This window comes from Pseudomonas sp. QLc11A (genome assembly GCF_052112305.1).
In the GTDB taxonomy this organism is placed as follows: Bacteria; Pseudomonadota; Gammaproteobacteria; order Pseudomonadales; family Pseudomonadaceae; genus Aquipseudomonas; species Aquipseudomonas laurylsulfatiphila.
The window spans coordinates 194,282-214,530 of the sequence record NZ_JAVAJJ010000012.1 but is presented as its reverse complement, the minus strand read 5'-3'; the positions used below and the strand labels follow the sequence as shown (position 1 = coordinate 214,530).

Annotated in this window: 20 protein-coding genes and 2 pseudogenes; 15 read left to right on the top strand and 7 right to left on the bottom strand. The window is 60.3% G+C overall.

The features are described 5' to 3' along the window. Nucleotides 1-1,321 (bottom strand): aldehyde dehydrogenase family protein (locus tag Q8X48_RS18790; RefSeq protein ID WP_407802775.1); only part of this gene is annotated, 1,321 nt, incomplete at its 3' end. 324 nt (nucleotides 1,322-1,645) lie between these two features. Between Q8X48_RS18790 and Q8X48_RS18785 the strand changes: the two genes are divergently transcribed. From Q8X48_RS18785 to Q8X48_RS18770, 4 genes are all read left to right on the top strand, one after another. Then, nucleotides 1,646-3,562 (top strand): sigma-54-dependent Fis family transcriptional regulator, encoded by a 1,917-nt coding sequence (locus tag Q8X48_RS18785; protein ID WP_407800955.1) that lies wholly within the window; start codon nucleotides 1,646-1,648, stop codon nucleotides 3,560-3,562. 158 nt (nucleotides 3,563-3,720) lie between these two features. Further along, nucleotides 3,721-5,070, top strand: a complete 1,350-nt coding sequence (gene mpl, locus Q8X48_RS18780; RefSeq protein WP_116581882.1) for a UDP-N-acetylmuramate:L-alanyl-gamma-D-glutamyl-meso-diaminopimelate ligase — start codon at nucleotides 3,721-3,723, stop codon at nucleotides 5,068-5,070. Continuing rightward, nucleotides 5,067-5,699, top strand: coding sequence for a flavin prenyltransferase UbiX (ubiX, locus tag Q8X48_RS18775; protein WP_015096988.1), 633 nt, complete (start codon nucleotides 5,067-5,069; stop codon nucleotides 5,697-5,699). Before mpl ends, ubiX begins: the two co-directional genes overlap by 4 nt. Beyond that, complete coding sequence (locus Q8X48_RS18770; protein ID WP_217836464.1) at nucleotides 5,692-5,976, top strand: YceK/YidQ family lipoprotein; 285 nt, start codon at nucleotides 5,692-5,694, stop codon at nucleotides 5,974-5,976. Before ubiX ends, Q8X48_RS18770 begins: the two co-directional genes overlap by 8 nt. 151 nt (nucleotides 5,977-6,127) lie before the next feature. Here the strand turns inward: Q8X48_RS18770 and Q8X48_RS18765 are convergent, their stop codons facing one another. The 3 genes from Q8X48_RS18765 to Q8X48_RS18755 all read right to left on the bottom strand — a co-directional run bounded on the left by Q8X48_RS18765 (nucleotide 6,128) and on the right by Q8X48_RS18755 (nucleotide 9,085). Next, nucleotides 6,128-6,769, bottom strand: coding sequence for an oxidoreductase (locus tag Q8X48_RS18765; protein WP_102673666.1), 642 nt, complete (start codon nucleotides 6,767-6,769; stop codon nucleotides 6,128-6,130). 27 nt (nucleotides 6,770-6,796) lie between these two features. Further along, the gene (locus Q8X48_RS18760; RefSeq protein WP_407800957.1) at nucleotides 6,797-8,515 is read right to left on the bottom strand and encodes a C13 family peptidase; all 1,719 of its coding nucleotides are present in this window, start codon (nucleotides 8,513-8,515) and stop codon (nucleotides 6,797-6,799) included. A 114-nt stretch (nucleotides 8,516-8,629) separates the two neighbouring features. Beyond that, nucleotides 8,630-9,085 (bottom strand): MaoC family dehydratase, encoded by a 456-nt coding sequence (locus Q8X48_RS18755; RefSeq protein ID WP_008001099.1) that lies wholly within the window; start codon nucleotides 9,083-9,085, stop codon nucleotides 8,630-8,632. A gap of 192 nt (nucleotides 9,086-9,277) precedes the next feature. On the opposite strand from Q8X48_RS18755, the gene Q8X48_RS18750 reads away from it, so the two are divergent. From Q8X48_RS18750 to Q8X48_RS18735, 4 genes are all read left to right on the top strand, one after another. Next, on the top strand, nucleotides 9,278-9,640 hold the full coding sequence (locus Q8X48_RS18750) for a CidA/LrgA family protein (protein WP_015096984.1): 363 nt from the start codon (nucleotides 9,278-9,280) through the stop codon (nucleotides 9,638-9,640). Beyond that, the gene (locus Q8X48_RS18745; protein ID WP_407800959.1) at nucleotides 9,637-10,353 is read left to right on the top strand and encodes an LrgB family protein; all 717 of its coding nucleotides are present in this window, start codon (nucleotides 9,637-9,639) and stop codon (nucleotides 10,351-10,353) included. The genes Q8X48_RS18750 and Q8X48_RS18745 overlap by 4 nt, the downstream gene beginning before the upstream one ends. A 10-nt stretch (nucleotides 10,354-10,363) precedes the next feature. After that, nucleotides 10,364-10,954: an LON peptidase substrate-binding domain-containing protein gene (locus Q8X48_RS18740; RefSeq protein WP_407800961.1), complete on the top strand. Its 591-nt coding sequence runs from the start codon at nucleotides 10,364-10,366 to the stop codon at nucleotides 10,952-10,954. A gap of 495 nt (nucleotides 10,955-11,449) precedes the next feature. Continuing rightward, on the top strand, nucleotides 11,450-11,641 hold the full coding sequence (locus tag Q8X48_RS18735; RefSeq protein WP_407800963.1) for a cold-shock protein: 192 nt from the start codon (nucleotides 11,450-11,452) through the stop codon (nucleotides 11,639-11,641). A gap of 221 nt (nucleotides 11,642-11,862) precedes the next feature. Here Q8X48_RS18735 and Q8X48_RS18730 read toward each other — a convergent pair. Beyond that, nucleotides 11,863-11,964 (bottom strand): annotated as a pseudogene (locus Q8X48_RS18730) (DNA-3-methyladenine glycosylase); the annotation flags it as partial. Between the two features lie 8 nt (nucleotides 11,965-11,972). Between Q8X48_RS18730 and Q8X48_RS18725 the strand changes: the two are divergent. After that, nucleotides 11,973-12,407, top strand: a pseudogene (locus Q8X48_RS18725) (LON peptidase substrate-binding domain-containing protein); the annotation flags it as partial. 112 nt (nucleotides 12,408-12,519) lie between these two features. Beyond that, nucleotides 12,520-12,774, top strand: a complete 255-nt coding sequence (locus Q8X48_RS18720) for a hypothetical protein (protein ID WP_407800965.1) — start codon at nucleotides 12,520-12,522, stop codon at nucleotides 12,772-12,774. Between the two features lie 132 nt (nucleotides 12,775-12,906). Here the strand turns inward: Q8X48_RS18720 and Q8X48_RS18715 are convergent, their stop codons facing one another. After that, on the bottom strand, nucleotides 12,907-14,223 hold the full coding sequence (locus Q8X48_RS18715) for a bifunctional DedA family/phosphatase PAP2 family protein (RefSeq protein WP_407800966.1): 1,317 nt from the start codon (nucleotides 14,221-14,223) through the stop codon (nucleotides 12,907-12,909). 194 nt (nucleotides 14,224-14,417) lie between these two features. Then, entirely contained in the window at nucleotides 14,418-15,116 is a 699-nt protein-coding gene (locus Q8X48_RS18710; protein ID WP_407800967.1) for a DNA-3-methyladenine glycosylase, read from the bottom strand. 189 nt (nucleotides 15,117-15,305) lie between these two features. Between Q8X48_RS18710 and Q8X48_RS18705 the strand changes: the two genes are divergently transcribed. The 5 genes from Q8X48_RS18705 to mrdA all read left to right on the top strand — a co-directional run bounded on the left by Q8X48_RS18705 (nucleotide 15,306) and on the right by mrdA (nucleotide 20,221). Then, entirely contained in the window at nucleotides 15,306-16,577 is a 1,272-nt protein-coding gene (locus Q8X48_RS18705; protein WP_407800969.1) for a glutamate-5-semialdehyde dehydrogenase, read from the top strand. 1 nt (nucleotide 16,578) lies between these two features. Further along, nucleotides 16,579-17,268, top strand: coding sequence for a nicotinate-nucleotide adenylyltransferase (gene nadD, locus Q8X48_RS18700; protein WP_407800970.1), 690 nt, complete (start codon nucleotides 16,579-16,581; stop codon nucleotides 17,266-17,268). A gap of 73 nt (nucleotides 17,269-17,341) precedes the next feature. Continuing rightward, nucleotides 17,342-17,836 (top strand): ribosome silencing factor, encoded by a 495-nt coding sequence (gene rsfS / locus Q8X48_RS18695; RefSeq protein WP_007975896.1) that lies wholly within the window; start codon nucleotides 17,342-17,344, stop codon nucleotides 17,834-17,836. Between the two features lie 9 nt (nucleotides 17,837-17,845). Beyond that, entirely contained in the window at nucleotides 17,846-18,313 is a 468-nt protein-coding gene (rlmH, locus tag Q8X48_RS18690) for a 23S rRNA (pseudouridine(1915)-N(3))-methyltransferase RlmH (protein ID WP_007937439.1), read from the top strand. Between the two features lie 12 nt (nucleotides 18,314-18,325). Next, nucleotides 18,326-20,221 (top strand): penicillin-binding protein 2, encoded by a 1,896-nt coding sequence (mrdA, locus tag Q8X48_RS18685; RefSeq protein WP_015096978.1) that lies wholly within the window; start codon nucleotides 18,326-18,328, stop codon nucleotides 20,219-20,221. Nucleotides 20,222-20,249 lie beyond the last annotated feature (28 nt).

Sequence of the window (20,249 nt, the reverse complement as noted above, 5' to 3'; positions counted from 1 at the left end):
GGTTGATGTCGCGGGTCCAGAGGCCGGCGCCGAGGCCGAACTCGGTATCGTTGGCGATGGCCAGGGCTTCGGCTTCGTCCTTGAAGGTGGTGATGCTCACCACCGGGCCGAAGATTTCTTCCTGGAACACGCGCATCTTGTTGGTGCCCTTGAGCAGCGTCGGCTGGATGTAATAGCCGCTCGCCAGGTTGCCCTCGAGTTTTTCCACCTTGCCGCCGGTCAGCAACTCGGCCCCTTCGCCCTTGGCGATTTCCAGGTACGAAAGGATCTTGTCGAATTGCTGCTCGGACGCCTGGGCGCCGACCATGGTGTCGGTGTCCAGCGGGTCGCCGCGCTTGATTTGCAGGACCTTCTTCATCACCACTTGCATGAATTCGTCGTAGATCGACTCCTGCACCAGCGCGCGGGAAGGGCAGGTGCAGACTTCGCCCTGGTTGAAGAACGCCAGCACCAGGCCTTCGGCGGCTTTCTCGATGAAGGACGGTTCGGCCTTCATGATGTCTTCGAAGAAGATGTTCGGCGACTTGCCACCCAGCTCCACGGTGGACGGAATGATGTTTTCGGCGGCGCATTTCATGATGTGCGAGCCGACCGGGGTCGAGCCGGTGAAGGCGATCTTGGCGATGCGTTTGCTGGTGGCCAGGGCTTCGCCGGCTTCTTTGCCGAAGCCTTGCACGATGTTCAGCACACCCGGTGGCAGCAGGTCGCCGATCAGCTCGACCAGCACGGTGATGCCCAGCGGGGTTTGCTCGGCGGGCTTGAGTACCACGCAGTTACCGGCAGCCAGGGCTGGAGCGAGTTTCCACGCGGCCATCAGGATCGGGAAGTTCCACGGGATGATCTGGCCGACCACGCCGAGGGGTTCATGGATGTGATAGGCCACGGTGTTGCCGTCGATTTCGGCGGCGCTGCCTTCCTGGGCGCGGATGCAGCCGGCGAAGTAGCGGAAATGGTCGGCGGCCAGCGGGATGTCGGCGTTGAGGGTTTCGCGCACGGCCTTGCCGTTGTCCCAGGATTCGGTGATTGCCAGCAGTTCCAGGTTCTGTTCGATGCGGTCGGCGATTTTCAGCAGCACCAGCGAGCGCGCCTGGGCGGACGTGGCGCCCCAGGCATCGGCGGCGGCGTGGGCAGCATCCAGGGCCTTGTCGATGTCTTCGGCCGTGGAGCGGGGGAATTCGGCAATCGGTTGGCCATTCACTGGCGAGGTATTGGTGAAGTACTGACCTTTGACAGGCGCGACGAACTCGCCGCCGATGTAGTTACCGTATTTGGCTTTGAACGAAACGATAGCGCCTTCAGTACCGGGGTGAGCGTAACGCATGGTGGTCTCTCCTTGCTTTTGTGCTTATAGGGAGTCGCGCATGTGCGCTTGCTATAAGCGTAGAGCAAGGGGCGGGCCAGTGCGTTGCAGCTCAGGCAAATCAAGGCCTTGCGCGTTTTTTGTCGGACGGATGGAGTGCGGCTGTGACGCTTTCGGTACAGCTGGCGTGACACTTTGTACCGCATCTGGCACAGCTCGTGACCGGGTGGTCTTGCAGGCATTGCAATGCAGGCCCGGCTGGAGGATGCTCGGGCAATCACAAGGACTGACGCGGCAGCTCCTACAGGGAGCGTGTACACCTTTCGGGGGGGAGAATAATAAGAAATGCACGACAACCATTTGAGTCGCCATGCCCAGCAAGTTCTGACCGTTACTCAGGGCAAGGCCCACCTGCATGGCCCTGGCAGTGATCCGTCCATCGCCCGCTCCTGGTTGCGCTGCCTTGAGGACTATCACCTCGACCCGGCGCTGAGCATCGCACCGACGGTGCTGGAACACGGTCGTGTCCTTGAAAGTCGCGAACGCTTGCAGCAAGTGCTGCACATCGCTGGCAATGAAATGACCAGCCTGCACCAGCAACTCTCCGGTGCCGGCCATGCAGTGCTGCTGACCGACGCCCGCGGCGTGATCCTCAATTGCGTCACCGCACCTGCCGAACGACAGATTTTCGAGCGTGCCGGGCTCTGGCTCGGAGCCGACTGGAGCGAGGCCTGCGAAGGCACAAACGGTATCGGCACCTGCCTGGTGGAGCGTCAGTCGCTGACCATCCATCAGGACGAACACTTTCGCGGCCGCCACACCGGCCTGACCTGCTCGGCGAGCCCGGTCTTCGATCCCCATGGCGAATTGCTGGCGGTGCTCGACGTGTCGTCGGCGCGGCGCGATGTGTCGCGGCAAAGTCAGTTCCACACCATGGCGCTGGTCAATCTGTCGGCGAAGATGATCGAGAGCTGTTACTTCCTGCGCTGCTTCGACAACCAATGGCTGCTGCGTTTTCACTTGCAGGCCGAGTCCGTCGGTTTGTTCAGCGAAGGTCTGCTGGCGTTCGACGGAGAAGGGCGCATCTGCGCAGTCAATCAGAGTGCCCTGAACCTGCTGGGACATATCCGCGGCGGCTTGCTGGGTAAACCGGTGGAGGCGTTTTTCGATTGCTCGCTCGATGAGTTGCTGGGGCGGGCGAGTATCAGTGCCGCAGCCAGTTGGCCATTGCGTACCCGTGATGGTCGCAAGCTGTTCGCGGTATTGCGCGGCGAGGCGCGGCGGTCGCTGCCTATTCCAATGGAGCTTGCTCCCAAGGCTGCACCGGCACCGCGCCTGTCGGGCATTTGCCTGGATGATGTGACCTTGCAGGCGGACTTTCGCAAGGCCTTGCGCGTCTACGAGCGCGACGTGCCGTTGCTGATCAACGGCGAAACAGGGTCCGGCAAGGAGGCCTTCGCCAAAGCGCTGCACCACGCCAGCCAGCGGGCGGAAAAAGCCTTCGTCGCCCTCAATTGCGCGGCCATTCCCGAGAGTCTGATCGAAAGCGAGCTGTTCGGTTACCGTGGCGGCAGCTTCACCGGTGCGCGCAAGGAAGGCATGCGCGGCAAGTTGCAACAGGCCGACGGAGGGACCTTGTTCCTCGATGAAATCGGTGACATGCCACTGGCCCTGCAGACGCGATTGCTCAGGGTGCTGGAGGACCGGCAGGTGGTGCCGATCGGTGGCGAGCCGGAAGCGGTAAACGTGCGGATCATCAGTGCCACCCACCGTAATTTGCTGGATCGCGTGCAGGACGGCAGCTTCCGCGAGGATTTGTATTACCGCCTCAATGGCCTTGAAGTCGCGCTGCCGGCATTGCGTGATCGCAGTGATAAATCGCAGTTGCTCGACTTTTTACTGGCCGAAGAGGCGCACGGAGAAGCGGTGTTGATTGACGGGCCGGCACGCGAGGCTTTGTTGGGATTTGCCTGGCCGGGCAACGTACGCCAGCTGCGAAATGTGCTGCGTACGTTGGCAGCGCTGTGTGAGGACGGACGGATCGGTCTGGAAGATTTGCCGGCCATGATTCGTTCGGCCAGGCCGGCGATGGCGCAGGCTATCGAAGAGCCATCGGAGCATCCGCTGGAGGATGCCGAGCGGCTGGCGTTACTCAGTGCGCTGGAGCAGACGCGCTGGCATATGACGCATACGGCGCAGCAGTTGGGGGTCAGTCGAAATACCCTTTATCGCAAGCTGCGCAAGCACGGGATTGCCCGGTAAGCTGCGTCGCCCCCAATCGCGGGCAAGCCCGCTCCCACAGGGTCTATGGGGCCTTTGTGGGAGCGAGCCTGCTCGCGAAGGCGTCTTCGGATCTGAAACATCAGGTGCGATTTTCCCCTCCCTAAGCTAACCTGCGACCAAGTTTTACGAGGTCGACTATGCACATTCATATTCTTGGTATCTGCGGCACTTTCATGGGGTCAATGGCGGTTCTGGCCAAAGAACTGGGCCATCACGTGACGGGCTCCGATGCCAACGTCTATCCGCCGATGAGCACTCAGTTGCAAGCCCAGGGCATCGAGTTGACACAAGGCTATGACCCGGCGCAACTCGATCCGGCCCCTGATCTGGTGGTGATCGGCAACGCCATGTCCCGGGGCAACCCGGCGGTGGAGTACGTGCTGAACAAAGGCCTGCCGTACGTGTCCGGCCCGCAATGGCTGGCGGATCACGTGCTGCAAGGTCGTTGGGTGCTGGCCGTTGCCGGTACGCACGGCAAGACCACCACCAGCAGCATGCTGGCCTGGGTGCTGGAGCATGCAGGCATGGCCCCGGGCTTCCTGATCGGCGGCGTACCGCAAAACTTCTCGGTGTCGGCGCGCCTGGGTGATACACCCTTCTTCGTCATCGAAGCCGACGAGTACGACAGTGCGTTCTTCGACAAGCGCTCCAAGTTCGTACATTACCGCCCGCGCACGGCAATCCTGAACAACCTTGAGTTCGATCACGCGGACATCTTCCCGGACCTGCCGGCCATCGAGCGGCAGTTCCATCACCTGGTGCGGACCATCCCGAGCGAAGGCCTGGTGATTCATCCGACCACTGAGCCGGCGTTGCAGCGAGTCATTGAAATGGGTTGCTGGACCCCGGTGCAAACTACCGGTGCCGGCGGTCAGTGGCAGGTCAAACTGCTCAGTGAAGATGGTTCGAAGTTCGAAGTGATGTTCGAAGGCGTCACCCAGGGGGTGGTCGAATGGGACATGACTGGCCAGCACAACGTCGCCAATGCATTGGCCACTTTGGCCGCTGCACGCCACGTCGGTGTGGTGCCGTCCATGGGCATCGCCGCGTTGAGCGCCTTCAAAAGCGTGAAACGCCGGATGGAGAAAGTCGCGGAAGTCCGTGGCATCACCATTTATGACGACTTCGCTCACCACCCGACCGCCATCGCCACCACGCTGGACGGCCTGCGCAAGCGCATCGCCGATGCACCGTTGATCGCGATCATCGAGCCACGTTCCAACTCCATGAAACTTGGCGCGCACCGTGACGGACTGCCGGAAAGCGTGGTCGATGCCGATCAGGTGATCTGGTACGCACCCGCCAACCTCGGCTGGGACCTGGCGGGCACCGCGGCACTGTGCACTGTGCCGTCGATTGTCAGCGACTCCCTTGAGGGCATCATCGATCGTGTGAAGAGCCAGGCCCAACCCGGCACTCACGTGGTCATCATGAGCAACGGCGGCTTCGGCGGCCTTCACGGCAAGTTGGCCGAGGCACTCAAATGAACAACGGCCCGGACCGCATCACCCTGGCGATGACCGGCGCTTCAGGCGCTCAGTACGGTTTACGCCTGCTCGACTGCCTGGTGCGGGAAGATCGTGAAGTGCACTTCCTGATTTCCAGGGCCGCGCAGTTGGTGATGGCGACCGAGACTGACGTCACGCTGCCATCCAAACCGCAGATGATGCAGGCATTCCTCACCGAATACACGGGGGCCGTCGCCGGGCAGATTCGGGTGTATGGCAGGGAAGACTGGATGTCGCCGGTGGCCTCGGGTTCCGGCGCGCCAGCGGCGATGGTGGTGGTGCCGTGCTCCACTGGCACGTTGTCGGCGATCGCTAGCGGCGCCTGCAACAACCTGATCGAGCGTGCGGCCGATGTGACGCTCAAAGAGCGTCGCCAGCTGATTCTTGTGCCTCGCGAGGCGCCGTATTCAAGCATTCACCTGGAGCACATGCTCAAGTTGTCGAACATGGGCGTGACAATCCTGCCGGCATCACCGGGCTTTTATCATCAGCCGCAAACCATCGACGACCTGATCGATTTCGTCGTGGCACGGATCCTTAACCTGCTGAATATTCCTCAGGACATGCTGCCGCGTTGGGGTGAACATCATCTGACCAGCGATGAATAAGCTGCTGGTGATGGTGCTGGCGCTGCAATTGGCCGGGTGCGCCACAGTGCGCACCCTAGATGCGGCCAAACCGGGGGCGCCGGTGGTGTACGCCGGGACGCGGCTGGATTTGTATGCGATGAATGGCGGTTGTTGCGCGATGGACCGTTTCGGCGCGCAAGCGCCGAGCTATCCGGGCGTTGATCTGCCGGCCAGTGCCTTGCTCGATACACTGCTGTTGCCGCTGTCGTTGCTGACGGTGATCGGGGTGAGTTTTCAGGCAACGGGTGGGTTGTAAGGGCGCGTTGTGGCGAGGGGGCTTGCCCCCGTTGGGCTGCGGAGCAGCCCCAAAACCGGCCATCTCCATTTTTCTGATTCACCGCAAGTACCCTATTTACGACTGCTACGCAGTCGAACGGGGGCAAGCCCCCTCGCCACAGGTCCGCGGATTATTTTCCGAGTTTGCGCAACTCATCCGACTCGACAATCCGCACACCGTCCTGCTCTTCGAGTGCAAGACGCCACATGGCGCGGGCCAGTTGGCAGGCTTCGATGCCGTGGTATTTACCCGGGATCAGGCGTGACAAGGGGCCGGCGACTTTCTCGGCCAGGCGCGGCTCAACGCGATCACCCAGTAACAGCGAAGGGCGGCAAATAGTCAGCTGCGGCCAGTCCTGCGCGCGCAATGCGTACTCCATTTCGCCTTTGACCCGGTTGTAGAAAATCGAGGATCTGCGATCGGCTCCCAGAGCACTGATTACGATCAGGTGTCGTGCGCCCATCTCCCGTGCGCGTTTGGCGAATGCCACCACCATGTCCAGGTCCACTGCGCGAAACGCCTGCTCCGAGCCGGCCTGCTTGATCGTGGTGCCCAGGCAGCAATAGGCTATATCTACCCGCCCGTTCAGTTGTGGCAGGAACGCCGTCGGGTCGCCGACCGGGTTTTCCAGGTGCGGGTGTTCAGCCAGTGGCCGGCGTGAGGGGGCCAATACCCGGGTGATCGTTGGCTCGCTGAGCAAGCGATCGAGCAGGTGTTCACCCGTCAAACCGGTGGCTCCGGCGAGCAGCACGTGCTGAGGCGTCAAGTACATAGTGTTTCTCCCTTGATACTGTTCAGCTTAGTTGCTGTTTGCATCCTTGCTTTGCATGGATGCACTTTGCAGTGCTTTTCGTGCCTGTTGTTTGCGTAATAGTTGCCAGTGCGAGAGGACGGTTTTCGGTGCCCAGATCTGTGGTTCGGATGCTTCGAAGCCGTCCGCCAGCTCACGCTCGGCGACAGTGGCCTTGGCCCGTTTGAAGGCTTGTTCCAGATCATCGGTCTGGTTCAGGGCCTGGACGAACAGGGCATCGCCGAAGTAGGTGAAGTTGGCTTCCTCCGAGCAGCCGAAGGAGACTCGGTCGGCCCGCGAGGCCGTCATGATCATGGTCCGTTCATCCTTGAGCGCGGGGATGAAACCGCCGGAGTAACAGGACGAAATCACGATGATCTTGTCGCGGTTTTTCAGCGGGGCGAGAACAGCGGCCAATTCGTCGGCTGGCAGATCGGCCAGTTCCATGCGCGGCTGGTCCAGTACCAGTTCGTGTTCGCTGGTGCCATGGCTGGTCAGGTAGATGAAAATCAGGTCTTCCGGACCGCTGCGTTCGGCCAGCGCCAGGGCGGCGCGACGCAGGTTCTCCCGGGTAGCCATCGGGCGGTCGGCGAGGTGGTCACGATGGTTCACCAGGCGGATCTGGCCGAAGGCGCCGAAACGGGTGGAGAGCATATTGGCGACGTAGTCGGACTCGCGCAGAAACACGCTTTGCTTGCCATCACCGCCCAGGGTCAACGAATACAGCTCCACCGCCGGGGTCGAGGGCGGAATGTTGGCCAGCGCTGCGTCGAGCAAGCGCCCCTGTGCCAGCAGGCCGAGCTCGAGTGTATCCGGCAACAGTTTGCCCTCGGCGTCGCGCACGCGCTGGCCATTGATCCAGGTGCCGCTGAGCACAGTGCCATCGGTCAGCACCAGCGTGCCACGGCCCTGGTAACTGTCGTTGTCGAACTGGCCGGTGTAAAAGCTGCCGTCGGCGAGGTTCAGCCGGCCCTGACCGGAAAAGCGCCAGTCGTTGAAGTGGCCGATGTAGTGGCTGCCGTCAGTGCCGATCAACTCGCCCTTGCCGTTCAGCGAACCTTCCTTGAACTGGCCCAGCCACACATCGCCGTCGGCGTTTTCGTAGCGGCCTTTGCCGTGCAGTTGATTGTTCTTGAAACCGCCGACATAGATGTCGCCATCGGCGCTGTTGAACGTGCCGTTGCCTTCCAGTTGGCCGTCGACAAAGTGCCCGGTGAACTGATTGCCGTTGCCGTCACTGCGCTGGCCTTCGCCGTTGGGTTTGCCGTGGGCGAACTGGCCCTGATAGGAGCTGCCGTCTTCGAGTTCGAGGCGACCCAGGCCGGCGTATTGATCGGCCTTGAATTCACCGCGGTAACTCATGCCGTTTTCTTTGAGCGTGCCTTCGCCGTCACGGCGGCCAGCCTTGAAGCCGCCGCTGTAGCTGTTGGCGTTGGTGGTCAGTGCTCCCTGGCCGTCGAACAGTCCCTGATTGAACTGCCCGCGATAGACTTCGCCATTGCTGCCATGCCATTCGCCCTGGCCCTGCCACTGGCCTTTGTCGAATTCGCCGGCGTACCAGCTGCCGTTCGGGTAGTCGATGCGACCCTTGCCTTGCAGCAAGCCATTGACCAGGTCACCGCGATAGCGTCCGCCGTCTGGCAGGCGTGCGTCGGGGGGCAAAGGAGATTCGCCGTCGCCGCAAGCGGTGAGCATCAGGGTCAAGGCAAGGAGTGCAAGTGGGCGCATAGCGGATTCCGGGCAATTAGGCGAAGGAGTATGCCGCAGCCATGGGTCCTTATATAGGGCGAGGTACCGCAAGAGGGCGCGAAACAGCAGACGCTGCTTCGCATCCCGGAAGGTTTACACGAAGCACAGGGACAGGGGTTCGGCGATATACGCCGGTTTGTCCGAACCTTCGATTTCCAGGGTGGTGGTGGCCTTGAGCAGCCATTGGCCGGGTTTCTTCTCGATGACTTCGGTCAGGTCGACCTTCAGCCGTACCCGCGAATTGACCTTGACCGGCTGGATGAAGCGCACGCTGTCGAGGCCGTAGTTGACCACCATCTTCAAGCCTTCGGGCATGACGAGGATGTCTTCCATCAATTTCGGAATCAGCGACAACGACAGAAATCCGTGAGCGATAGTGCTGCCAAATGGCGTTTGCGCGGCCTTGACCGGGTCGACGTGGATGAACTGAAAATCCCCTGTGGCTTCGGCGAACAGGTTGATGCGGTCCTGATCGATGGTGAGCCATTCGGAACGTCCAAGTTCCTTGCCGACATAATCTTTGAGCTCTGCAACTGGAACATAGGGCATTGAGACTCTCCTTGGGTTCATCGGTTTTATAGTTTTGAGTTGGGGGATTTGACCTCCCGGCTTACCACTTTAGATCAACATGGCTGAACGCTGCGGTCAACTGGACATGCTTTTGGCGAATGCCGGTCCATAGCGCGAGCATGCTTATAATGCCAAGCCAATGCGGGTGACGGATTTTGCGGGAGATCTTTGATGCTGTTACGGGGCCTGACGTGGCTGGTGCTGTTCCAATTGCTCGGCACGGCGATCAATCATTTGTTTCTGCCTGTGCTGCCGGGGCCGATTGTGGGGTTGCTGCTGTTGCTGGTGTACCTCATCTGCCGCGGACAGGTCGGCGAGCCACTGAACCTGGCGGCCGGCAGCCTGCTGCGCTACCTGCCGCTGTTGCTGGTGCCGCCGGCCGTGGGCGTGATGGTGTATGCCGCTGACATCGCGGCGGACTTCTGGGCCATCGTCGGTGCGCTGGTGTTGTCGCTGTTGCTTTCGATGGCCTTCGCCGGGGTGCTGATGCAGCGCATGGTCAAGCGTCACGCTCACTCCGAGGACAACCAATGATCTTCGACTGGCACGGCGCCTGGGCCTCGGTGATTCACCACCCATTATTCGGCATCGGTATCACCCTCGGTGCCTATCAACTCGTCCTTGCGGCATTCGAGAAAACCCGCTGGATCTTTTTGCAGCCGGTGCTGGTCTCCATGTTGCTGGTGATCGGTGTGCTGGCGGGTTGCGGCCTGACTTACACCGAGTACCGCAAGAGCACCGAGATCCTGAGCATCCTGCTCGGTCCGGCCACTGTCGCGCTGGCGGTGCCGCTTTATCTCAACCTGCGACGGATTCGGCAGTTGTTCTGGCCGATATTTACTACGCTGGTGATAGGCGGGGTGGTGGCCACGGGGATGGGCGTGTTGCTGGGCTGGTGGTTCGGTGCCGAGCACATGATCCTGATGACCATGGCGCCGAAGTCGGTGACGTCGCCGATTGCGATGCTGGTGGCTGAACAGATCGGTGGGGTCGCGGCGCTGGCAGCGGTGTTCGTCCTGATTACCGGTGTGATCGGGGCGATTGTCGGCCCGGCCCTGTTGACTCGCCTCGGCGTGCACAGCCCGGAAGCCAGGGGCATGGCACTGGGCATGACGGCCCACGCGGTCGGCACGTCGGTGGCGTTGCAGGAAAGTGAAGAGTGCGGCGCCTTCGCGGCGCTGGCGATGAGCCTGATGGGTGTGGCCACGGCGGTTTTCCTGCCGCTGGCGGTGTCGATGGTCGTGTAAGGAAATGTCTATGAGTCTGCCGCTTTTTCCGTTGAACACAGTGCTGTTCCCAGGTTGCATCCTCGACTTGCAGATCTTCGAGGCGCGCTATCTGGACATGATCGGCCGCTGCATGAAGCAGGGTGGCGGGTTCGGCGTGGTGTGCATCCTCGACGGCGAAGAAGTCGGAATCGCCCCGGCCGGCTACGCGCTGGTGGGCTGTGAAGCGCTGATCACAGATTTCAAGCAGCAGGACAACGGTCTGCTGGGGATTCGGGTCCAGGGCGGTCGGCGCTTTCACGTTTTGCACACCGAAGTGCAACGGGATCAGTTGACCGTCGCCGAGGTCGAGTGGCTGGAAGACGAGCCGGAGCAACCGCTGCAGGACGAGGATGCCGATCTGGTGGCGTTGCTCAAGGCCCTGGCTGAACACCCGATGGTCGAAGCCTTGAACATGGGTACGGAGGCGACCGGGCAGCAATCGCTGGCTAATCAGTTGGCGTACCTGCTCCCTTTCGCCGAGCTGGACAAGATCGACCTGCTGCAACTTGATGATCCACAGCAACGACTGGATGCGATTCAGGCATTGTTGGACGAGTTGCAAGGGGAGTTATTTGCTTAGTTGTAGCAGGTAGTAATTGGTAAAATAATTCATTTCATGTAGAGCACTTCTCCGCTCTGAATTTTTTATGTTTCAGTCAGTGTCGTATGGCAGAGCATTACACATCCAGAAGGTTTGAGTGTGATGAGCAGTCAGTCGCAATTAGTAGCGGTTTTGGCTTCGTGCCTGCATTGCATTGCAGTGTCGTTTGAAATAGCTTCTGAGTTCTCACGTTTTGGTGGGGTAACTTAAGGTATTGAAGATGAATGCTATAGCAAGGTCGAAGGCCTGCAGTCCGCTTTGTCAATTCTGAGTTGGGCAAGGGGATGTCAGAGTAATTTCAGAGAATGTCGCGTCATTTCTGGGTTGAATTCAAGGGTTTATAGAGCGTCATTCTGAATTCTGCATAAAAATGCGTTCGCGCCAAGAGTGTGTGAGCATTCGACTTGCAAAAAGTTGCACGCAATGGCGAGATTTTTTAACGATATTTGTATATTCAATAAGTGGAAGTGAGAAATGAAAACGGGAACAGTCAAATTGTACAATGATGAAAAGGGGTTTGGGTTTATCGCGCCTGATGATGGCAGTGCGGACCTTGTCGTATATCATGACGGCATACTTAAAAGCATTAAAGACGGGCAAAAAGTATCTTTCAGGCCGGTCCAGGCGCCTAGAGGAATGAAGGCAGTGGATGTGAGTCCATTGTAACAGTGCGAGCCTGTTTTGATTATTGGGGTGTCGCCATCAATCTTCAATTTATTGATGGAAAAAAGCATTGAGCAGCAGCTACCCCTGCATGAGTTGCAAGGGGAGATATCGTTTACAGGTGCAAAAATGTGGTCAGGAGTCGAGAGTCCCCAATGGATCAGTGAGTGAGGCTTATAGGCGACTGGCTGTCCGGCGCCTACTCCAAAAGTGAGTTGGCGCGACACTACGTCGTTACCCGGCCTCTGGGCACTGAAGTTCAACGAATCCCCGCCCCATGCGTAATACATATAGGTGTGGCCGCCATCCAGCAACAAATCCTTACGCGCCGGCCGGCTACGCGCCGGCCGGCTACGCGCTGGTGGGCTGTGAAGCGCTGATCACAGATTTCAAGCAGCAGGACAACGGTCTGCTGGGGATTCGGGTCCAGGGCGGTCGGCGCTTTCACGTTTTGCGCACCGAAGTGCAACGGGATCAGTTGACCGTCGCCGAGGTCGAGTGGCTGGAAGACGAGCCGGAGCAGCCGCTGCAGGACGAGGATGCCGATCTGGTGGCGTTGCTCAAGGCCCTGGCTGAACACCCGATGGTCGAAGCCTTGAACATGGGCACGGAGGCGACCGGGCAGCAATCGCTGGCTAATCAGTTGGCGTACCTGCTCCCTTTCGCCGAGCTGGACAAGATCGACCTGCTGCAACTTGATGATCCGCAACAGCGACTGGATGCGATTCAGGCGTTGCTGGATGAATTGCAAGGAGAGTTGTTTGCTTAATTGTTTTGTTCTAATTTTAAAAATTTGAGGTCTTGTAGTGGAGAGTTGTTTTATTTAAGTTCTCCGTGTGCCCCGGGTTTGGGGGTTGATAACAACAAGGAGAGTTTAAATTATGAACAGTGATGTTGAAGAGTTGACTATGGTTCATCCCTCGCAGGAGAAAGAATCTTTTTTCATTCAGACCGTTGTCTGGCGTCAAATGGCCGATGAGTTGATTGAGATCAATCCGGCTGCCAGATATGTTGACGTCAGGGATAAGGTAGACAAAGAGCTTGATGCTGTATTCCATCAATATTATGGGCGTCTGGATAAGTATCTTGAGGAGCGCGCTGAGGACTTTAGGAATGCGCTCCCACCTTTGAGTTAAACATTTGTTGTTGCAGGTCGGTGGGTCGCTTCAAAGGTTAAAATCAAATGCCTGCTTGTAAAATAATCCCGGTCAGTGCGATCGGGATTGTTTTTTGGGGGGGGAAGTTGGTGTGCTGCGTAAGTAACGTGCTTAATAAGCATATCTCAACATCGTATGCGGCAAATGCCGCAACACGAAGAACCCGAACAATGCCACCAAGGCTGGGAGTACCAGCCACCAGACCTTGGGCGGCAAGGCGTTGAGCGGTTCCTTGCGCTGGATCAGCCACAGGCTGGCCCCGCAGACACACGCCGCCAGCATTGCGCCGGCCAATACATCCGTCGGCCAATGCGCACCGAGGTAGACACGCGAAAGCGAAATCGCCAGTGCGGGCAGGCATCCCACCAATAACCAGGTCAGGCGCATCCGGGGTGGTTGCCCGCGGCCGGCCAGAACGGCGAGGGTGAGGAACAGCGCGAAAGACCCTGAAGCATGGCCGCTGGGCATGCTGTAGCTGGTGAGCGGATCGCTCAACACTTCGGGGCGCAAGCGGGCGAAAAAGTACTTGGTCGCGGTATTGGCCAGGGCCGTGAAGAGCAGTGTGCTGCCCGCGAAAATCGCGTGCCGCCATTGCCGCATCAGCAGCAGCAAACCGGTCAGCAGCGCACTGAACAGCAACATGTTGCGGAATTCGCCGATCAGCGTGAAGACCACCGCCACTTCATCCAGCAACGGTTTACGATGTTCCTGCACCAGTGTCATCACGCCTTGATCGAGTGCGGACAGGTGCGAATATCCGATAAACAGCCCCGCCAGAATCAGAAGACTCATCCCTGTAATGAACAGCGTCGCGCGGCGATGTCGGCGCAGGCTACTGGTCGCGCTCAAGCCGACCATCAGAGCAATGCTGCCGGCAACAACCCCGGCCTGGAGCCAGAAGCCTTCGGGCAACGGCAAGCGGATTGCCGCGCCCGTGGCCCAGCCAGGCATCAGATAAGCCACCGACCAGCCTGCGCCGGCCAACAGGCTGACGGCGAAGAAGCGCGGGAAAGGCATGTCGCACATTCCGGCCACCATCGGCAGCATTGGCCGCAGGGGGCCGATAAAGCGCCCAACCAGCAGGCTGGCGATGCCGTAGCGCTGGAAATATGACTCTGCCCCGGCGATCCATTCCGGATGATGGCGCAAGCCTGGCAGGCGCCGGATGTTCTGATGGAAGTGCCGCCCCAGAAAATACGAAACGACGTCACCCAGCACCCCGGCGACGAAACCCAGCAAGAGCGTCTCACTGAGTGTCAGCGCGCCACTGCCTGCCAGTACCGCCACGGCGAACAGCAACACCGTACCGGGAACGATCAGCCCGGCAATCGCCAGGCATTCCACAAAGGCTACGATGAATACCGCTGCTGCCAGCCATTGCGGGTTGAGCGCCAACCATTCGGTCACGCTATCGAGCCATGGGCCCATAAAAACCACTCCATCAAATGTTCAATTGCTTCCAGGGGATGAGTGCAACGTTGAATACGCCACTGACCCCCTGTGGGAGCGGGCTTGCTCGCGAATGGGACCCTCCAGGCAATATCATTGTCGCCTGACACACCGCCTTCGCGGGCAAGCCCGCTCCCACATGAGGTTCCGTTTGCATCAAGTCTGAGTCAATTTCAGGACAGCACAAAATAATCGCGACCTTCGACTTGCCCCCGACGCAGCGGGTTCCGCGTGCAGTAAGCCGCGTAGGTTCCGTCGACGAAGCGGTACATCAAGTGTTCATCGCGTCCGTGGGGGATGCCCAGACGTGTGGTCTGGATGATGTGGGAGGGCGTCTGGCCGACATGCTCCACCAGCAGCAGTTCATGGTCGAAGCGTTTGGCGTCCCACACCGGCACTTTCAGGCCCAGCGCCTTGCAGAGCAGGGTTTGCCCGGCGCAGAGCTTTTGCGACGGGCGAGGGTGACCCTGGGCATCGGGATTGTTCAACAGCATCTGTGCCAGGCTGGCCGGCCCACTCAGTTCATCGACCCACGGATAGGCGGACTTGATGAGCACGGCGTTACCGGGCCCTTGGGCGCTGAAATTAAGGGAATCGCCGCCCCGGGCGTAATACATATAGATGTGGCCGCCATCCAGAAACAAAGCCTTACGCTTTTCTGTGTAGCCGAGGGACGCGTGGCTGCCTTTTTCCGCGCAGTAATAGGCTTCGGTCTCAATGATCCGGGCGCTGAGCCACAGGTCGCCCACTCGATGGCGAATGATTTTGCCCAGTAAGTCCCGGGCCAGAATTTGCGCGTCACGGTCGAAAAACGCGTCCGGGAGGCCCGCGGGCAGGCTCACGGCGGACGCTCGAACAGTCAGGTTGGACATGATGGCTGGCATTTGTCAGGGCTGAATGAGTCGTGATGATAACAATTTGCAGCTTAATCCCGGCTGAACGTCGGCAAATACCCCTCCATTTCGACCATCCGCCCGTCACCGCTGTTAGTCCCGGGACGCGACAGCTATAATCTGCCGCTTTACTCTTTACCAAGACCTTATCAAAGACCACGCCAGACCATGACTGAGTCCGTTCTTGATTACATGACCCGCCTGGGTTGCGCTGCCCGCGAAGCTTCCCGCGTGATCGGCCGCGCCAGCACCGCGCAGAAAAACCGCGCCCTGCAGGCCGCTGCCAATGCGCTGGACGCTGCCCGCACCGAGCTGACGGCGGCCAATGAGCTGGATCTGGCTGCCGGTCGCGCCAATGGTCTGGAGCCAGCCCTCCTTGAACGTCTGGCGCTGACACCTGCGCGTATTGACGGCATGATCGTCGGCCTGCGCCAGGTGGCGGCCCTGCCGGACCCGGTCGGCGCGATCCGCGACATGAGTTTCCGTCCGTCGGGTATTCAGGTCGGCAAGATGCGCGTGCCACTGGGCGTGATCGGAATCATCTACGAGTCGCGGCCGAACGTGACCATCGATGCCGCCAGTCTGTGCCTGAAGTCCGGCAACGCGACCATCCTGCGTGGCGGTTCAGAGGCCATTCATTCCAATCGGGCCATCGCCGCCTGCATCCAGCGCGGCCTGGCCGAAGCCGGTCTGCCCGCCGCTGTGGTGCAAGTGGTCGAAACCACGGACCGCGCTGCCGTCGGCGCGTTGATCTCCATGCCTGAATACGTCGATGTCATCGTGCCCCGTGGCGGCCGAGGCCTGATCGAACGGGTCAGTCGTGATGCCCGCGTGCCGGTGATCAAGCACCTGGACGGCATTTGCCACGTTTACGTGAGTGAGCACGCCGACCTGGCCAAGGCCCGGCGCATCGCGTTCAACGCCAAGACGTATCGTTATGGCATCTGCGGTGCCATGGAAACGCTGCTGGTGGATCAAACCGTCGCCAAGGATTTCCTGCCCGCGATGGCCGCCCAGTTCCGCGAAAAAGGTGTCGAGCTGCGCGGTTGCGAGCGTACCCGGGCGATCATCGATGCCGTGCCGGCCACCGAGGAAGACTGGAGCACCGAATACCTGGCGCCGATTCTGTCGATCCGCGTGGTCGACGGTCTGGAACAGGCCATCGAGCACATCAATCATTACGGCTCTCACCACACCGATTCGATTGTCAGCGAACACCAGGGCGACACCCGGCGTTTCGTGGCTGAAGTCGACTCGTCGTCGGTGATGATCAACACCCCGACATGCTTCGCCGATGGCTTCGAATACGGATTGGGTGCCGAGATCGGCATTTCTACTGATAAGCTGCACGCCCGTGGCCCGGTGGGCCTCGAAGGACTGACCTGCGAGAAGTACATCGTGGTTGGCGACGGGCAGCTGCGCGGACAGGAGCCGGTCTGACTTGGGCGACATCGACCCGTCAGCCCCGGTCACCGTCAGCGAGCCAGCGCCTCGCCGCATTGGCGTGCTGGGCGGAACGTTCGACCCGGTGCACATCGGCCATTTGCGCGGTGCACTGGAAGTCGCCGAAACCCTGGCGCTCGATGAGCTGCGTCTGACACCCAGTGCCAGGCCACCTCATCGGGACAAGCCGCAGGTGTCGGCAAAAGACCGTCTGGCGATGGTCGAGTGCGCGGTGGCCGGTGTGGCACCGTTGGTGGTGGACGCCCGCGAATTGCAGCGGGACAAACCGTCCTACACCATTGATACCCTGGAACTGATGCGCGCCGAACTGGCCGTATCCGACCAGGTTTTTCTGCTTTTGGGCTGGGACGCTTTTTGCGGCCTGCCCACTTGGCATCGCTGGGAAGAGTTGCTCCAGCATTGCCATATCCTGGTGTTGCAACGCCCGGATGCCGACAGCGAACCGCCGGATGCCTTGCGCAACCTGCTGGCAGCGCGCTCGGTGAGCGACCCGCTGGCCCTCAAAGGGCCGAGCGGACAGATTGCATTCGTCTGGCAGACACCGCTCGCGGTATCCGCCACCCAGATCCGTCAACTGCTGGCCAGCGGTAAGTCGGTACGTTTCCTGGTGCCCGACGCGGTCCTGGCCTACATCGATGCGCACGGGCTCTACCGTGCGTCGAACTGAATAGGAGTGCCTCAAGGCACGTGGCAACAACGTGTATTGAAGCGCCCGAACAAACGAGCAAAACGAGTTTTATATGACGAGCAACAACGAAAGCAAAGTAAAACGCAAAGGCACATTCAAGAGCGCCCCGCTGCCGGAAAAGGTCCTTGCCGCCGAGCCGCCTAAGGGCGACGAACTGGTCAAGATCGCCGTAGCCGCCCTGGAAGACGTCAAGGCCCAGGACGTGCTGGTGATTGATGTTCGCGACAAGCAGAGCATCACTGACTACATGATCATCGCCACCGGTACCTCCAACCGCCAGATCGGCGCGATGCTGGACAAGGTTCGCGAGGCCGTCAAAGCCCTGGGCATCAAGCCGCTGGGTGAAGAAGGCAAGGGCGACAGCGACTGGGTGCTGTTGGACATGGACGACGTGATCGTTCACATGATGACTTCCAACGCCCGTCAGTTCTACGACCTGGAGCGCCTCTGGAAAGGTGCCGAGCAGAGCCGTGCGGCCGATGGCAAGCACCACAGCCCTGAAGTTGGTCACGAGCACTTCAACAAGCTCAACAAAGACCAGGAATAAGGGACCGCTGTGCGACTGCGACTGATCGCCGTCGGTTCACGCATGCCCAAGTGGGTGGAAGAAGGCTGGCATGAATATGCCAAGCGTCTTCCGTCCGAACTGGCGCTGGAACTGGTGGAAATACCGCTCAATACCCGTGGCAAGAATGCCGACGTGGCCCGCTTCATCCGTCAGGAAGGCGAAGCCATGCTGGCCAAGGTCGGGCCGAACGAGCGCGTTGTCACCCTCGAAGTCCATGGCAAGCCCTGGAGCACCGAGCAACTGGCGGTCGAGCTCGATCGCTGGCGGCTGGACTCGCGCACCGTCAACTTCATGGTCGGCGGCCCCGAAGGGCTGGCGCCGGAAGTCTGTGCCCGGGCTGACCAGCGCTGGTCGTTGTCGCCGCTGACCTTGCCGCACCCGCTGGTGCGGATTCTGATCGGCGAACAGTTGTACCGTGCCTGGACCGTGCTGTCCGGTCACCCTTACCACAAGTAGTTCTGCCCTCTCATGACCCAGCCGATCCGCATCAAGGACCACGAAAAAGACGCCCGTCTGGTGCGTGGCCGCGTCGTGTTCGGGGCCATTGCAGTGGTGGCGCTGATTGGCGTGTTGATTGCGCGCCTGTATTTTCTGCAGGTGATCCAGTACGAGTACCACTCGACCCTGTCGGAAAACAACCGTGTCCATGTGCAGCCGATTCCGCCGACCCGCGGCTTGATCTTCGACCGCAATGGCGTGGTGATCGCCGATAACCGGCCCAGCTTCAGCCTGAGCATGACCCGCGAGCGGTCCGGCGACTGGCGGCAAGTGCTCGACGTGATCGTCGAAGTGCTGGAGCTGACGCCCGAGGATCGGGTGATCTTCGAGAAGCGCATGCGTCAGGGGCGCCGACCGTTCGAGCCAGTGCCGATCCTGTTCGAGCTGACCGAAGAGCAGATCGCCCGGATTGCCGTGAACCAGTTCCGCCTGCCTGGTGTGGAAGTAGTCGCGCAACTGGTTCGTCACTACCCGCAGGGCGCGCACTTTGCGCACTCGGTGGGTTACATGGGGCGGATCAACGAGAAAGAACTCAAGTCGCTGGACCCGGTCAACTACAGCGGCACCCACCACATTGGCAAAACCGGCATTGAGCGCTTCTACGAGCCCGAGCTGCACGGCCAGGTGGGTTACGAGGAAGTCGAGACCAACGCCCGGGGCCGCGTGCTGCGCGTGCTCAAGCGTACCGATCCGATTCCCGGCAAAGACATCGTCCTGAGCCTGGACATCAAATTGCAGGAGGCCGCCGAGGCTGCGCTGGGTGGTCGCCGTGGCGCGGTGGTCGCGTTGGACCCGAAAACCGGCGAAGTGCTGGCGATGGTCAGCCAACCGAGTTTCGATCCGAACCTGTTCGTCACCGGCATCAGTTTCAAGGCCTATTCCGAGCTGCGCGATTCCATCGATCGGCCGCTGTTCAACCGCGTGCTGCGTGGCCTGTACCCGCCGGGCTCGACCATCAAGCCGGCGGTGGCGATTGCCGGTCTGGATGCTGGCGTGGTGACAGCGTCGAGCCGAGTGTTCGACCCCGGTTACTACATGCTGCCCAACTACGATCACAAATACCGTAACTGGAACCGTACCGGCGATGGCTTTGTCGACCTCGACACAGCGATCATGCGTTCCAACGACACCTACTTCTATGATCTGGCGCACAAGCTGGGGATCGACCGGTTGTCGGCGTACATGACCAAGTTCGGCATTGGCCAGAAAGTCTCCCTGGACATGTTCGAAGAGTCGCCGGGGTTGATGCCGTCCCGCGAATGGAAGCGTGCGACCCGTCGCCAGGCATGGTTCCCGGGCGAGACGCTGATTCTGGGGATCGGCCAGGGCTATATGCAGTCGACTCCGTTGCAGTTGGCCCAGGCCACCGCACTGGTGGCCAACAAAGGCATCTGGAATCGTCCGCACCTGGCCAAGACCATCGAGGGTGTGAAACCGGTGGATGAGAATCCGATGCCGGACATCATCCTGCGCGACCCGTCGGACTGGACCAAGGTCAACCACGGCATGCAGCAGGTTATGCATGGTGCCCGTGGTACGGCGCGCAAAGCCTCGATCGGCGCGCAATACCGAATCGCCGGCAAGTCGGGTACGGCCCAGGTGGTCGCGATCAAACAGGGTGAGAAGTATGACCGTTCCAAGGTTCAGGAGCGCCATCGCGACCACGCCTTGTTCGTCGGCTTCGCGCCGGCCGACGATCCGAAAATCGTGGTGTCGGTGATGGTCGAGAACGGCGAGTCCGGTTCCGGTGTCGCTGCGCCAGTGGTGCGCCAAGTCATGGATGCCTGGCTCCTGGACCAGGACGGTCGGTTGAAGCCCGAATACGCCAGCCCTATCAGTGCAGAGGCTACCGCCCGTGATGAATAACTTCGATCGCATGCTCTCCAGTGAGGAT